This window comes from Streptomyces aidingensis (genome assembly GCF_900112355.1).
Lineage (GTDB): Bacteria > Actinomycetota > Actinomycetes > Streptomycetales > Streptomycetaceae > Streptomyces > Streptomyces aidingensis.
The window spans coordinates 271,880-286,808 of record NZ_FOLM01000006.1 but is presented as its reverse complement, the minus strand read 5'-3'; the positions used below and the strand labels follow the sequence as shown (position 1 = coordinate 286,808).

The window sequence follows — 14,929 nt, the reverse complement described above, 5'->3', positions numbered from 1 at the left end:
GTGCCCATTCGGCGCTCGCTGGTTCTCGTTCTTGCCGTCCTGATGGCGGTCCTGACCGGTACTGAGACGGCCGCGGCGGCAGCCGCCCAGTGGCAGCGGGACCGCTCACCGGCAGCCGCCGACCCGGGCCGTCGTCCGGAGCAGTCCTGGGACGCCGCGGACGGCCGCGGACATCGCGCCCCGTCCGCCGACACCACCGCCACGACCGGGAAGGGCCGCGCACCGGGTACCGCTCCCGGCGAACTCCCGGCGGAGGAAGACCTCTCCGGCCCGCAGGATCTCGGCGACACCCGGCCTCCCCTCGACCCGGCATCGGCCGAATTCCTCGGCACCCGCGGAGTGGGGGAGCCCCCGGGGAACAGCTTCGACGAGCAGGCCAGTGTCGAGGTGGCGGACAAGCGCGACGAGCGTTCCCGCACCTACCTCAACCAGGACGGCACCTTCACCACCCGCTACTTCAACGAGCCGGTCAACTTCCGCAACTCGGACGGCGACTGGCAGGAGATCGACCCCACCCTGCGGCGTGAGATCCCCACCGGGCTCAGCACCCAGTCGGTGGACGGCTGGTCCACCACCTCCACCGAAGTCGGCATCTCCTTCGGCCCGCACGCCGCCGCCGACCCGCTGGCCACCCTGCGGCTGGACGCGCAGCACGCCGTCGGCTTCTCACTCACCGGCGCCCAGCCCTCCCCGGGCAGCGCCGAGGGCGCGCTGATCCGCTACCCCGATGTGCTGGGCACCGCCGACCTGGAATTCATCGCCGGCAGCGAAACGATCAAGGAGACCCTGGTCCTCGACGACCCCGCTGCCCCCACCGAGTGGCACTTCCCGCTCCACCTCGAAGGGCTGACCGCCGCACTGGACGACAGCGGCGGTATCGCCTTCACCGACGCGGCCGGCGTGCGGCGCGCCTGGATGCCGCCCGGCTGGATGCAGGACGCCGATCTCGGCGAACACTCCGGCGAAGGAGCGATCAGCGACGGCGTCGCGTACACACTGAGCGGCGAAAACGGCGGCCAGGTCCTCACGGTCACCCTCGACGCGGAATGGCTTGCCGACCCCGAGCGGGTCTACCCGGTCCGGGTCGACCCGACCATCACCAGCGTCACCGCGATCACCACCTCGTCGGCGACCTACGTGCAGAAGCCCTACAACACCAACTTCAACGACGACACCGTGCTCAAGGTGGGCACCCACGACGGCGGCACCAGCACCGCCGCGGCGTTCATGCGGTTCTCCGGGGTCAACAGCACCCTCAACAACGCCTGGGTCCTCGGAGCCCGGCTTTCCCTGTACAACAACTGGTCCTACTCCTGCAACAGCCGGCCCGTCACCGTCCACACCATCACCCAGAACTGGGACCCCACCACCCTCGCGAACTATCCCGGCCCCAGCACCGGGGCCGCGCTCACCAGCAAGAGCTTCGCCCACGGCTGGCGGCCCGCCGGCACCACGTCCTGGACCTGCGCCCCGGCCTGGGAGTCCATACCCCTGGGCGAGGCGGGGCGCAAACTCGTGGACGACTGGACGCACGGCCGAAGGAACAACTACGGCCTCGCCCTCAAGGCGTCCACCACCGACTCCCTCGGCTGGAAGCAGTTCGGCTCCGACCTCTACCCCAACGGCAAGCCCAGCCTCGACGTCACCTGGACCAAATACGGCGCCACTTACGCACCCGGACAGCTCGTCACGCCGGTGACCGCCACCCAGGACGGCACCATGAAGGTGACCGTCCGCAACCAGGGCACCGAGATGTGGCCCACCGGCGGCGACTACCAGCTCACCTACCACCTCTACAACTCCTCCGGCACCGAGCTGACCAGCTCAGCCCTGCGCCGCTTCACCCTGATGCCGGAGAACGTCTCCCCGGGCGAGGCCGTCACCGTCGATGCCGCCATCGCCGCGCTGCAGCCGGGCACCTACACCCTCGTCTGGACCATGACGGACTACGGGACGGCCCGCTTCACCAACGTCGGTATCCCCGGGGCGGCGGTGAAGATCTCCACGGTCAACATCCCGCCCGCGCTCATCGCGGCGGCACCCGGCAGCGGAGCCGCCTTCGAGACCCTCACCCCCACCCTGTGGGCCAAGGGCAGCGACCCCGACCACTACCCAAGCGCGACCCTCCAGTACACCTTCGAGGTCTGCGAGGCGGACGGCGCCAACACCCGCAAGAACTGCCGCCAGGGGACCCGCTCCACCAGCCCCAACTGGACCGTGCCCGACGGCTGGCTGGCCTGGAACAAGACCTACGCCTGGTACGCCTACGTCTGGGACGGCAGCGCGACCTCCCTGCGGCCCAACCCCTCCCTCTTCTCGGTCAAGGTGCCGCAGCCCGCCGTGACCGGCTACCTCGGCGGGGAGATGGGCCACGACTTCGGCGCCCGCATCGGCAACTACGCCACCTCGGCCACCGACGCCTCCATCGCCGCCGTCGGCCCGGAACTCGCCGTCATCCGCACCTACAACTCCCTGGACCCCCGCACCGACACCGCCTTCGGCCAGGGCTGGACGAGCCGGTGGGACATGCGGGCCGAGGCCGACGCCGCCGGCAACGTCGTCGTCACCCTGGCCAGCGGCCGGCGGGTCCGGTTCGGACTCAACGCCGACGGCAGCTACACCCCGCCGCCCGGCAGCGCGGACACCCTCACCGCCGTACCGGCCACCGGCGGCTGGGTGCTGCGCACCACCGACACCGCCACCCACACCTTCGACGCCGACGGACACCTCACCACCCTCACCGACGGCGCCGGGCGGGAGCAGCTCCTCACCTACACCGCCGGCAGACTCACCAGGGCCACGGACGCGGTCTCCGGCCGCCACCTCGACTTCACCTGGGACGGACCGCACGTCTCGTCGGTCACCACCAGCCCCGCCGAGACCGGCGGCACCGGGCTGACCTGGAGCTACCAGTACACCGACGGACGGCTGACCCAGGTGTGCCCGCCGGACGAACCCACCGCCTGCACCCGCTACCAGTACCAGGACGGCTCCCTCTACCGCTCCGCAGTCCTGGACGAGAGCCCCGTCTCCTACTGGCCGCTGGGCGAGACCGGCGGCGAACTCGCCCACAGCGTCGCCCCGTCCCGCACCGGGTTCAACCACGCCGAGTACTACAACGTCGAGTACGGCGCGCCCGGCGCGCTGGCCGGCAGCGACGACACCGCCGTCACCTTCAACGGCACCGACTCCTCCGTCCGGCTTCCCGACGACACCCTGCGCACCTCGACCTTCCTCACCATCGAGCTGTGGTTCAGGACCACCCAGCCCGGCGTGCTGATCGGCTTCCAGAACAGCCCACTGGAGGACGGCTACCCGAGCCAGAAGAACCCGCCGCTCACCGTCGACGCCGACGGCAGGCTCAGCGGCTTCTTCTACACCGGCCAGGTCGACGCCATCGACCCGATCAAGAGCACCGCGACCGTCACCGACGGCCAGTGGCACCATGCCGTCCTCACCGCCGCCGGCACCAGTCAGACCCTCTACCTCGACGGCCTGCCGCAGGGCAGCCGCACCGGCCCGCTGGGCCACCGGGACCAGTCCTACACCTATCTCGGTGCCGGCTGGTCCGACTCCCGCTGGGACGGCGGCCCCTCAGAAGTCCGCTACTTCACCGGTCAGATGGACGATGTCGCCGTCCATCACCGCCCGCTGGACGCGGCCACCGTCGCCGAACACTACGCCGCCCGCACCGCCCGCGGCCTGATGACCACGGTGACCCTGCCCTCCGGGCGGACCCACGCCACCAACACCTACGACACCACCACCGCCCGTATCACCACCCACACCGACGCAGGCGGCGGCACCTGGCAGATCTCCGCGCCCGGCTACTCGGGCGGCTCCGCCGCCTACACCGACTTCGTGCGGGCCGACAGCCCCACCGGCTACTGGCGGCTGGACGACCCGGCCGGGGCCGTCGCCGCCAGCCCGCTCGGCGACCACCTCAACGGCACCTACCTGGACACTCTCCGGCGCGGCGCCGGACCCTTCGCCGGCGGCGACACCACCGCCCCCCTCTTCGACGGTGACAGCGCGGTCCAGATCCCCGCCGAGGCATGGGGCACCACCGGGCGGCAGACCGTCGAACTGTGGTTCAGAACCGACTCCCACGGCGTGCTGATCGGCATGCAGGACGCGCCCTTCGGCGACGACGCCACCGCCTGGTGGCCCATGCTGCTGGTCGACTCCGACGGCATGCTGCGCGGACGCTTCCGCTTCCCCGGCGACGACACCACCCTGATGTCACAGACGGCCGTCGACGACGACGAGTGGCACCACGCCCTGCTCACCGGCGACTCCTCGGGCCAGGCCCTTTTCCTCGACGGACGGCTTCAGGCGAGCAACACCCACGGCACCGACACCCAGCGCCTGCCCTACGCCTATATCGGCGGCGGCGTCGCCTCACCGAGCTGGGGCGGCGAAACCGGCAACGGGCACTTCAACTTCACCGGCCAGATCGCCGATGTCGCCGTCTACGACGACACCGTGTGGGCCTCCGGCTTCGGCGGCGAGGTCGAATACGACCGGGACCGGATCTGGACCCGGCACCGGCTGCGCCGCTGGCTGATCGCCGGCACCGGCGAGAACTATGAGCACGCGGTGCGCGGCAGCGCCCCGGCCGCCTACTGGAAACTCGACGAACGCACCGGCACCCTGGTCGCCGACGAGATCGCCGGCCGCGACGCCACCCTGACCGGCACCTACCCGACCAGCCTCAACACCGAAGGAGTCTTCGGCCCCGGCAACGGCACCTCGCTGCGGCTGAGCAACCCGGGCGACCATGTGGACTTCCCCGGCACCATCGTCGCCGGCACCGACGAGCTCTCCGCCGAACTCTGGTTCCGCACCCGGGAGACCGGCGGGGTGCTGCTGGCCTGGCAGAACGCGCCGGCCGGCGAAACCCCCAGCCACTGGCACCCGGTACTGAGCGTGGACGGCGCGGGCAAGCTGCGCGGCGAATGGTGGGTCGCCGGACTGGGCGGCGCCGACCCGATCACCAGCCCGCAGGCCGTCAACGACTACGCCTGGCACCATGTGGTGCTCGCCGGCGCCGGGACCACCCAGACCCTCTATCTCGACGGCGAGCAGATCGGCACCTTCGACGGGCAGATATCCGAGCCCGGCCTCAGCCACGGCCTGATCGGCACCGGCTACGCCAGTCCCGACTGGATCGGCCTGCCGGGCGGCACCTACAGCTACGAGGGCGTCATCGACGAGGTGGCGCTCTACCGGCACACGCTCACCGAGGACCAGGTACGGGCCCACTATCTGGCCCAGACCCAGCCCGAGACCCACTCCCTGGGCGCCACCGTCACCGTCACCGACCCGGCCGGCAACACCACCAGCACCAGCTACGACGTGCTGCGCGGCTGGCGCACCACCGCCGCCACCGACGCCGAGGGCGGCGTCACCCGCTACGCCTACGACACCGGCGGCTTCCAGCACACCGTCACCGACCCCAACGGCAATTCGGTCATCACCGGACACGACAAGCACGGCAATGTCGTCTCCACCAGCACCTGCCGGGGGCCGGGCAACTGCCAGACCTCCTTCGCCACCCACTTCCACAACGAGTCCGACCCGCTCGACCCGCGCAACGGCGCCGTGCTGACGATGAGCGACGCCCGCTCCCAGGACCCGGCCGACGAGACATACCGCACCACGACGACCTACACTCCGCTCGGCCTGCCCGCCACCACCACCCTGGCCGACGGCCGCTCCTCGTCCCGCACCTACACCGACGGCACCGAGGCCGCGGCCGACGGGGGCACGGTGCCGGCCGGCCTGGTCAAGTCCATCACCACCACCGGCGGCGCCGTCACTTCCTACGACTACTACGCAGGCGGCGACATCGCCCGCATCACCGCGCCCTCCGGCGCGGTCACCGAGTACGACTATGACGGGCTCGGCCGCCAGACCTCGCAGACCGTCGTCTCCGACGCCCACCCGGACGGCCTCACCACCACCTACGTCTACGACTCCATGTCCCGGATCGTCCGGGAAACCGCGCCCGGCGCGGTCAACGAGATCACCGGCACCACCCACACCCCGGAGATCCGCCGCACCTACGACGACGACGGCAATCTGCTCACCGAGACCGTCGCCGACCTGACCGGCGGCGACCCCGAGCGCACCACCAGCTACCTCTACAACACCCTCGGCCAGAACGAGGCCGTCATCGACGCCGAGGGCAACACCACCACCTACGTCCACGACGACTTCGGCCGCGTCACCCGGGAGACCGACCCGCTGGGCACCGTCTACCGCTACAGCTACACCCCGCGCGGGCAGCTGGCCGAGACCGTCCTGGAGGACTGGACCGGCGACCCGGCCGGCGGCGTTCGCGACCTGGTGCTGGAATCACGCGCCTACGACCCGGCCGGCCGCCTCGCCTCCGTCACCGACGCCATGGGCGCCACCGTCTCCCACACCTATTTCGACGACGGCCTGCTCGCCACCACCACCGCCCACGACGTCACCCAGTCCGACGGCACCACCCGCGACATCGTCCTGGAAAGCAACACCTATGACCCCGCCGGCCACCTGATACGCCAGACCACCGGCAACGGCACCACCACCGTCACCCACGAGTACGACGCCACCGGGCGCACCGCCGCCTCGGTCCTCGATCCCGACGGCCTGGACCGCCGCACCACCTTCGCCTACGACAACGACGACCGCGTCCTGGAAACCCGCCAGACCGGTGGCGGGTCCACCACGCCGTACCTGGCCGCCTCCTACACCTACGACCCGGCCGGCAACGTCCTCACCGAGACCCTCTCCGACGCGGTTTCCTCCTCCACCACCCGCCACCACTACAACCAGCTCGGCCAGGTCACCGCCACCGTCAGCCCGCGCGGCACGGAGACCGGCGCCGACCCGGACGCCCACACCACCGACTTCCGTTACGACACCCACGGCCGCCTTGTCGCCGCGACCTCCCCGCCGGTCATGGTGGAACGCGACGGCGACCCCGCCGTCGCCCACCGCCCCGAAGTCCTCACCGGCTACAACACCTTCGGCGACACCACCGCCGTCCGGGACGCCGAGGGCAACACCACAAGCCACACCCTCGACCTCCTCGGCCGCCCCACCGAGACCCGGCTCCCCGACTACACCCGGCCGGACGGCACCACCCTCACCGCCCTGACCACCACCGTCTACGACCGCCTGGGCAACGTCCTCTCCACCACCGACCCGCTGGGCAACGTCACGGAGTTCGCCTACGACCAGCTCGGCCACCTCACCCAGCGGACCGATCCCCACCCCGACGGCCCCGGCCTGCCTTCCGGCACCTCGCCCACCCCGGACCCGTTCACCACCAACACCACCCCCGACGGCCGCGGCCTGCACACCTACACCTGGACCCCGACCGGCCTCCAGCTCTCCGCCACCGACCCCGCCGGCGCCCGCACCGAGGCCACCTACGATGAACTCGGCCGCCGCCTCACCAGCACCGTCGTCGAGCGGTACCCGACGCCCCAGAACCTGACCACCACCTACACCTGGGACGACGCCGGCCGCCAGACCAGGTCGGTCACCCCGCGCGGCACCTGGACCGAGGCCGCCTACAACGCGGCCGGCGAGCCCCTCACCGTGCGGGATGCCACCGGTCTGCTCACGGCCAACACCTACGACGCCTTCGGCCGCGTCACCGAGACCCGGAACGCCCTGGACCACCGGTCGGTCACCCACTACAACCATCTCGGCCTGCCCGTCCGCGTGGACGACTACGGCACGGCCGCCACCGTCCAGCGCTCCATCCGGGCCGAGTACGACGCCGAGGGGCACCAGACCGCCGACATCTCACCCACCGGCGCCCGCACCACCGCCGTCTTCGACGCCATGGGCCGCGTCACCGAACAGACCGAGCCCATCACCAGCGCCACCTCGCTCGTCACCACCTTCGGCTACGACGCCAACGGCAACCGCACCCGCCTCACCGACCCCCGGGGCAACACCACCCACTACACGTTCAACGCCTGGGGGCTGCCGGAATCCACCATCGAGCCCGCCACCGACGCCCACCCGGCCCTGGCCGACCGCACCTGGACCACCCTCTACGACGCCGCCGCCCGCCCGGTGCAGGACCGTCTCCCCGGCGGCGTCACCCGCACCCGCACCTATGACGCACTCGGCCGGATGATCCACGAAACCGGCACCGCCGCCGAAGCCGCCACCCGGGACCGGCACTTCACCTACGACCTCATCGGCCGCATGATCACCGAGGGCGCCACCAACGCCCTCCTCGCCCCCAACACCTACACCTACAACGACCGCGGCCAGCTCCTCACCGCCGAAGGCCCCGCCGGGAACGTCTCCTACACCTACGACGCGGGCGGCAACATGGCCTCCCGCACCGACGCCCAGGGAACCACCAGCTACACCCACACCGCCCGCGACCAGCTCGCCACCGCCACCCACTCCGTCAACGGCACCGGCGTCTCCTTCACCTATGACGCCGCCGGCCGCCTCACCACCGAAACCAGCGGCAGCGCCCGCCGCAGCTACACCTACGACGACCTGGGCCGTCTCGCCTCCGACACCATCACCGATCCGGCCACCGCAACCGAACTCTCCGCGATCGACTACACCTACGACATCGACAACCGCCTCACCGCCAAGACCACCCGGGGCACGGCCGGAGCGGGCAGCAACACCTACACCTACGACGACGCCGGCCGCCTGACCTCCTGGACCCGCGACGGCACCACCACCGACTACACCTGGGACGCCGCCGGCAACCGCACCAGTGCCGACGGTGTGACCTCCACCTACGACGAACGGAACCGCCTCCTCACCGAAGGCTCCACCCACTACACGCACACCCCGCGCGGCACCCTCTCCACCGTGACCGCCCCCGGCGAGGACCCGCGCACCCTCACCTTCGACGCCTTCGAACGCAAGATCACCGACGGGTCCACCACGTTCACCTACGACTCCCTGGACCGCGTCACCACCCACAACGGCACCCCGTTCCTTTACGACGGCGGCTCCAACAACCTCCTCTCGGACGGCACCACCCACTACACCCGCACCCCCGGCGGCGCCCTCCTCACCTCCACCGACGCCACCTCCGACGCCACCTCCTGGCTGATCACCGACCAGCACACCGATGTCGTCGCAGGCATCGCCACCGACGAGCCCACCCCCGCCCTCACCACCTCCCGGGCCTATGACCCCTTCGGTGAAACCCTCGCCGCCACCGGCCCCGCGCCCTCGCTCGGCTACCAGTCCGGCTGGACCGACCCCGACAGCGGCGACATCAACATGGCCTCCCGCTGGTACCAGCCCGGCACCGGCACCTTCTCCTCCCGCGACACCTGGCTCCTCCCCCCAACCCCCTCCATCGCCGCCAACCGCTACACCTACGCCAACGCCTCCCCCCTCCTCCACACCGACCCCACCGGACATTGGGCACTCGCGGCCGTCGCGGCGGCGGCTGTTGCCGGGGCAGTCGCAGTGGGCATGGCTTACTACGCGAGCCAGAACCCGGCCACCCTCACGCTGCCCAAGCTCGAGCCGATCGGCTACAACTGGCTGAAGAACAGGACGAAGACCAAGTCTGGCTTGGTCGCCGTCGGTACTGGCGCCGGGGCCGCCGCAGTCTCGCCGTGGTCGCCTTCACTCGGCGCGGCTCAGTCTGCTGCCAGAGCCGCTGCCCAGGCTGCGGCCGCTGCCGCAACAGCAGCGTGGGCCGCTGAGCAGGACTTCCTGTGGCGATCCCGATGGAACCGCCCGCCTGCCCGCAACAAGCCGGGCAGCGGTCCCGGCAGCAGCAGCGGCCCCGGCGGCAGCGCGATCCCGGCGGGCGGCGGCTTCGCCCGTGGCACCAGCGGGGGCAGGGGAGCGGGCCCCAGCGGCCGCGGCACTGCTCCGATCCCCTTCATCCCCCAGAACCCCCGCGAGCCCGCCCCCACCCGCCCCGCCCCCCAGCGCGACTGGAACCCTGACAGTGGCCGCTGGCAGCCCGGTATGCCCTGGAGCGACGAGATTACTGAAGAAGAGATTCTCAAATTCTTCTCCAGTGAGGCATTTACTCCCGAACGGGCGGGAAATCAATCCCAACCCTCCCCCGCCGAAGGAGAGCCGGGCGGGCCGGGAGTCAACAACCGCGAGGACCCTTGCTCTAAACCTCGAGAAAGCAGGTATCATTACCAGCCCACGGAAAGTGGAAGGCCGACCGGCGCAACGGCCCTTTATTGCCCCGGAGACGTCAAGCCGAAGGGGGCCGCACGTGACGACAATGGTGAACCTTATGTGGCTGGATTTCCTACTCAAGGGAACGTGGAGAATCGAGTCACGATATATCATCGCACTCATATAATTGCCGACAAATTCTATGGGGAGTGGCGGACCGAAAATCTCTTCACTGGTTATAGTCAGATGAATCAGAGTGGCATGGCGCGATGTGAGTGGAAGATTCGAAAGCAATTGGAGGCACGTAATCCCGTCGTCTATTCTGGTCAACTGATATATGAAGACCCTGGTGATCTCGTGCCGTCAGGGATAAGGATGCAGGCATACACTAAAGAAGGTGAGCTGTTCGATGTCGTTGTTCCCAATCTCCCTCAGAAGAGTAAGCAATGTGGCTAAGTGTTGATGGGCTCGAGCGGATCGTTCCCGAGTTGGTGGAGCATCGAGTGAGCGAATCGAGGGATATTGACTTTTCTGTCATCGAAGAACTGCTCGGGGTGATGCTTCCTAGGGATTATAAGGAGCTTGCGTCCTTTTATCCGGCTCTGGAGTTCGACGGTTTTCTTGTCGTTTCACTTCCGGATCCGGGTGCGGAAACTTCCTTTGTGGCCGGTGTTCAAAGTCGTCTCGACATTTTGGAAGACCTGGTGGAAGCGGGGATGACTGAAGGGTATGTAGGTCATCCTGCGGTGAATGGCCTGTTGCCATGGGCGGAATCTCTTTCCGGTGATGGATTCTACTGGCGGCGTTCCAGCGGTAAGGCAGAAGAATGGCCTGTTGTTGTCGGTACAAGAAACCAGGATTGGTGGGAGTTTCCCGGCGGCGCCTTGGCCTTCCTTGGCGGACTTATCGATGGAAGTATTGAGCGGCTAGGACTTCCGACAAGTGTGCCGAGTCGGCATCCTCGTATCCGTCCCTTCGTCTGAAATTGAGAACATCCGGAGTGAATTCGGGGTCTTGGTTTAGTTATTTTCCGCCTGCGCCACCTGGCTGACCAGGAGCCTTGATCGGTCGTGCGGTGAGTTCTTCGGTGCTGGCTCCGTGAATGTAGGGTCTTCGAATTTAGGCGGGGTGGAGGTGTCCGCGGGCTCGGCGGGTGGTGACGCAGCGTGTGCGTAGGCGTTGGTTGGCCGGGTTGCGGAAGCCGTGGGCGGCCCGTGCGGTGAGCTTGATCATGCGGTTGATGCCTTCGCTTTTGGCGTTGCTGTGGCCGGTGGCGATGAACGCGGCGATCTCGGGCCACCAGCGGTCGACGGTGCGGGCCAGGGTGCGGACTTCGGGGATGTCGGAGTCGGCGCACCAGGTCAGGAACTTGAAGCGCAGGTGGCCGACGCGGTGGCGGTCGGCGCCGGTGCGGGCGCAGGCGAGCAGGTCACGCAGCTTCTCCTTGGCGATCCAGGCGGTCAGCAGCGTCATCCCGATGGTCCCGGCGTCGATCAGCGCGTTCCACATCGTGCTGAACTGGGCGTCGGTGAGGTCCTCGCGGTTGCGCAGGAGCCGGCGCCGGGCCTTCCACTCCGGGTCGCAGGCCCGTCCGCGCCGGCCGCGCAGGGTGGCGGTGGTCCGGCGCCGGACGATGCTGAGCATCTTGTTGGCGAGTTGGACCACGTGGAAGTGGTCGACGACCACGGTGGCATGGGGCAGCCCGGTGCGGATCGCGGCCCGGTAGCCGGGGGACATGTCGATCGCGACGCAGCGGATCTGCCGACGCCACGGCAGCGGCGTCGTGGCGAGCCAGGCCAGGACGTCCGAGGGAGCGCGGCCCTCGACCTGCCCGAGCAGGCCCTGGACGCCGAAGGCGTCGACGAAGCCGGTGTGCCAGCGGTCTGCCACGGGTTCCCACCGGCCGGTTTCCGGGTTCTGGCGCCACTGCATGCGGCCCCGGCGGGTCTCGTCGATGCCGAGCACCTCGACGGGCTGAAGTGCCGCAGCAGTGACTTCGTCTCCGGCGGCGCGGAAGGCGTCCATCACCGTGGGCCAGGACAGGCCCAGGTCCCGGGCCGCCTGGACGACCGTGGAGGCGGCGTCGCGCACCCGTCGCCCGGCCGCGTTCCGCAGCCGGGTGGTGATCCGGGCTCTGGCCGGGACCTGGCGCACCTGCTCGGTGCAGGTCTGGCGCGGGCAGGCCGGCTCGGTGCAGTACCAGCGGCGCTTGCACCACACCAGCTCCAGCTTCCGCTCGCCGTAGGGCAGATCGCGTGGGCGGGTCTGCACGAAACCCTTGACGCGCACGGCGAATACCCCGCAGGAGGGGCAGGCCCGTGCGGCCTCGTCCGCGGTGGTCAGGTGCACCCGCCGGGTGCCGTCCGCGAGCCGCTCGACCTTCGAAACGGCCAGGCCGTCCAGGTCGAGCAGCAACGTCGTATTGTTGTCCAAGCCCGTGTGTCCAGGTGATCAAGCTGCGTAGAGAACAGTCATGATCACCCATGGCCACGGGCTTCCTGCATCCAGGGGGCCGGGCCCGACTCGCCTGACTCTCACCGCCCGTGACGACGCGGCAGGCCACCCACAGTCAGACCCCGCTCAACTTCGAAGACCCTGAATGTAGGTGCGTCTTTATCGGTGGGTTGAGCCAAAGTCTCGTCCAGGGAACAACAAGGGCTCCTCCGGTGCTGGGGGTGGCAGGCGGAAACCTCAGACAGCCGGGCCTGTCCCTCCGAAAGCGGCGTGTCGCGGATGGTTTCGCCGCAGACGTAGTGGCTTCTGTTCGGATGTGCGGCGGTCGACACGCGGGACGTCTCCGGCTGCGATGCAGTGGGGAGGCGGAGAGTGGCCCAGACGGTTTTGCCCGGTCCGTCAGGGTGAGGATGAGCACCCCAGTTGTCGGCGAGAGCGGCGACGAGGGCGAGACCTCGTCCCGATTCGGCGTCCGGTCCGGCCTCGCGTACGACTGGCTGCTGGTCACTGGCATCGTCCACGGCAAGGCGCAGCGCGCTCCCGGCGAGACTGACATGGACCTCGATCGCACTGTCGTAGGAGGCCGGCGCTTGGACGGCGTTCCCGGCGAGTTCGGACATCACGAGTTCCGCGGTGGCAGCGGTGTCGTCGTCGACACCGACTGCGGTGAGCTGCCTGCGGAGCGCCTGCCGGGCGAGCGGCACGCTGCGCGGTGAACGCTCCAGCCGTTGCGCATAGCTGAACGGTCGGGGGGTCGAAGGCATGTGGCGTCCTCCTGGGAGTACGGAGTTCCATAGCGGTGAGTCCTGGAGTCGTTACGGGGAGCTAGAATGCCTGCTGATCGAGTGAGTGGGCAACGTTGCATGATGATTATGTTGACTCGAACGTTCGTCGTCCGGATGACTGAGGAGGGCGTATGACGGCCGCCGACAGGAGCGCGGGGAAGCCGTCGACCGTGCTGGGCCGCCAGCTCGGGGACGAACTGCGCAGGCTCAGGGAGGCGGCCGGGATGACCACGGGGGATGTGGCTGGGGAGCTCGACTGCACCAAGGGCAAGGTCAGCCGGATCGAGAACGGCCGGGTGGCTGTGCGGGCCCCTGATGTGCTGGCGATGCTGCGCTCATACGGCGTCGACGCCGACAGCGACAAGGCCCGGCAGTTGGTCACCCTGGCCCGGCAGGCGAACCGGCGTCGCCGATCGGGCTGGTGGAACAAGTTCGGGCCGGTGCTGATCGACACCTACCGGGACTACATCGAACTGGAGGCGATGGCCGAGGGCGTGCGGACCTTCCAGGCCCAGTTGGTGCCCGGCCTGTTGCAGACGGCCGAGTACAGCCGAGCCGTCACGGTCGCGTCCAAGGCGTGGCAGACGCCCGACGAGATTGAGCGGTTTGTGCAGGTGAGGATGGCCCGGCAGAAGCGACTGCGCGCGGAGACCCCACTGAGCGTGTGGGCGGTGCTCGCCGAAGGTGTACTGCACCAGCGGGTGGGCGGCCCGGCAGTGATGCGCGGCCAACTGGAACACCTGCTGGATCTGGCTCAACTGCCGCACATCACCGTCCAGGTACTGCCGTTCACGAGGGGAGCGCACTCCGGTATGTTCGGCCCGTACGTGGTGCTGAGCTTTCCGCAGGCAGCGGCGATGGACGTCGTGCTGACCGAAACCCCCATCGGCCAGTTCTGGCAGGAGCGGGAACCCGAAGTGGCGCGGTATCAGGCGCTTTTCGACGACGCACGCACGAGCGCGCTGCCTCCCACGGAATCGCTCGCACTCATCAGTCGGGTGGCAAGGGAGAATGCCGAGTGAACGATCGCGGGCTGACATCCGTGGCACCGATAGCCGGGAGCGCTGCGGCGTGGCGCACCAGCAGCCACAGCGGCGGCCAAGGGGAGTGTGTCGAGGTACGCGGCGGTGTGGCGCCTGACGCGGTCGGAGTACGCGACAGCAAGGCCGCAGGCGGTCCCATACTCACCGTCGCGACGCAGGAGTGGAAAACCTTCGTGAACTGGTTGGGACGCCCAGGTGGGTGAACACCACCCGCCACCGGCCCCTGAGGACGGCGTCACGCTGTCCCGGCTCGTTGCCGGAGCGGTGGAGCGGGAGCTGCGGCTGCGGGCCGGCCGGGCGGTGATCCGGGAGTGGCAGGCCGAACACGGTGCTTTCACCCCGGAGGAGCTCGCCGTCGGGCGTGCCGACATGGCTGCCGCCGATGCCGAGTACCTCAGCGAACCTGGGGGAACCGTTGCGTGAATGTCCGGTACTCGTCATGGCGGCGAGTCCTGGCGCCATCATCTGGACCTCCGACCCGGACGACGTCTGGGCCTTGACCGACGC

General features: G+C 69.3%; 7 protein-coding genes. 5 read left to right on the top strand and 2 right to left on the bottom strand.

Going from position 1 to position 14,929, the window contains the following annotated elements; genetic code table 11:
• Positions 1 to 42: 42 nt before the first annotated feature.
• Positions 43 to 10,596 (top strand): LamG-like jellyroll fold domain-containing protein, encoded by a 10,554-nt coding sequence (locus BM242_RS30820; RefSeq protein ID WP_093839084.1) that lies wholly within the window; start codon positions 43 to 45, stop codon positions 10,594 to 10,596.
• 47 nt (positions 10,597 to 10,643) lie between these two features.
• On the top strand, positions 10,644 to 11,123 hold the full coding sequence (locus BM242_RS28910; RefSeq protein WP_139238331.1) for an SMI1/KNR4 family protein: 480 nt from the start codon (positions 10,644 to 10,646) through the stop codon (positions 11,121 to 11,123).
• A gap of 136 nt (positions 11,124 to 11,259) precedes the next feature.
• On the opposite strand, the gene BM242_RS13770 is transcribed toward BM242_RS28910, so the two are convergent.
• Together BM242_RS13770 and BM242_RS13765 are read right to left on the bottom strand one after the other, a co-directional pair.
• A complete protein-coding gene (locus BM242_RS13770) occupies positions 11,260 to 12,573 on the bottom strand; it encodes an ISL3 family transposase (RefSeq protein WP_093839083.1) in 1,314 nt (437 codons plus the stop codon).
• A gap of 101 nt (positions 12,574 to 12,674) precedes the next feature.
• Positions 12,675 to 13,358 (bottom strand): ATP-binding protein, encoded by a 684-nt coding sequence (locus tag BM242_RS13765; RefSeq protein WP_093839082.1) that lies wholly within the window; start codon positions 13,356 to 13,358, stop codon positions 12,675 to 12,677.
• A 152-nt stretch (positions 13,359 to 13,510) separates the two neighbouring features.
• Here BM242_RS13765 and BM242_RS13760 point away from each other — a divergent pair, with 152 nt between their 5' ends.
• The 3 genes from BM242_RS13760 to BM242_RS13750 are packed head-to-tail and all read left to right on the top strand — an operon-like array spanning position 13,511 to position 14,845.
• A complete protein-coding gene (locus tag BM242_RS13760; RefSeq protein ID WP_093839081.1) occupies positions 13,511 to 14,401 on the top strand; it encodes a helix-turn-helix domain-containing protein in 891 nt (296 codons plus the stop codon).
• Positions 14,398 to 14,625 (top strand): DUF397 domain-containing protein, encoded by a 228-nt coding sequence (locus BM242_RS13755; RefSeq protein WP_342746962.1) that lies wholly within the window; start codon positions 14,398 to 14,400, stop codon positions 14,623 to 14,625. Before BM242_RS13760 ends, BM242_RS13755 begins: the two co-directional genes overlap by 4 nt.
• Positions 14,618 to 14,845 (top strand): hypothetical protein, encoded by a 228-nt coding sequence (locus tag BM242_RS13750; protein ID WP_093839080.1) that lies wholly within the window; start codon positions 14,618 to 14,620, stop codon positions 14,843 to 14,845. Before BM242_RS13755 ends, BM242_RS13750 begins: the two co-directional genes overlap by 8 nt.
• The last annotated feature ends 84 nt before the right edge of the window (positions 14,846 to 14,929 follow it).